General features: G+C 57.7%; 1 protein-coding gene. It reads right to left on the minus strand.

What is annotated here, in order from left to right:
* Positions 1–9 precede the first annotated feature (9 nt).
* Positions 10–840 (minus strand): hypothetical protein (locus tag ABWQ00_RS16220; RefSeq protein ID WP_353239694.1); only part of this gene is annotated, 831 nt, incomplete at its 5' end.

Consider the following 840-nt stretch of genomic DNA (forward strand, 5'->3'; position numbering starts at 1 on the left):
CTGCGCATATCAGATAAGTGCACTTTTTCCCGCAGTGACTTCTGCGGGGTTCACACCTGCAGCAACTTTCTTCGCCTTCTGGGCCGCTCGTTTCTTCGCTTTGGCGGCCTGTTTTGCAGCTGCTGTCACTTCTGGGTCCGCTGCTGGCTCAGCCGGTTGTGGTTGTGGTGGAGCTTGCTGCTGGGCTTGTTGCCATCCGCCCTGCCAGCTTCCAGTGCCCCACTGTGAGCCCCACTGGGAGCCCCAATACTGTTGCTGCCACGTCGGCTGCCAGCTTTGCCATGCCTGGCTCCACCATGAGCCCTCGGCCGGTCCTGCTGAGGAGGAGGCACCTGGAGTATCAACTGCTTCTTCCTCTTCTGCCTCTTCCCCTTCGCCCTGCCGGGCTTCAGGTTCGGCAGGGATGTTTTCGATGCGCTGGAGAAGTGCATCCAAACGTGCCTGTCCTGACTCTTGTGCTCCTCCTGCCAGTCCCAACATGTACTGGCGGTGAGTCAGACCGGTCTGCCGAATCTGAGCACCAAACTCGATCTGGGTAGCTTGGCACTCCCGTCGCACCTGCTCCTGGCGGCGATCCGGCTGAAAGGCAAAGAGCCTGTGGTGGACCACTGATAATGCTGTCATGTCCACCTCAGACAAATACCCAGTCCAAATGAGAGGACGGTGGTGCTGGAACCGATGCTGAATCATCATCTTGGTTGCATAATGCTCCAGCCCATCCAGTCGTTTGGGACCGTACTTGTCCGCATGATCACAATAACCAAAGTAGCTGCGTGGGTACTCGTCATCCAAGGCTTCAATCTCGTCCGTGAAGAATTTCTCACGGTCCTGGTGGGCCCA

The organism is Limnohabitans sp., from assembly GCF_040400975.1.
Classification (GTDB): domain Bacteria; phylum Pseudomonadota; class Gammaproteobacteria; order Burkholderiales; family Burkholderiaceae_C; genus Limnohabitans_A.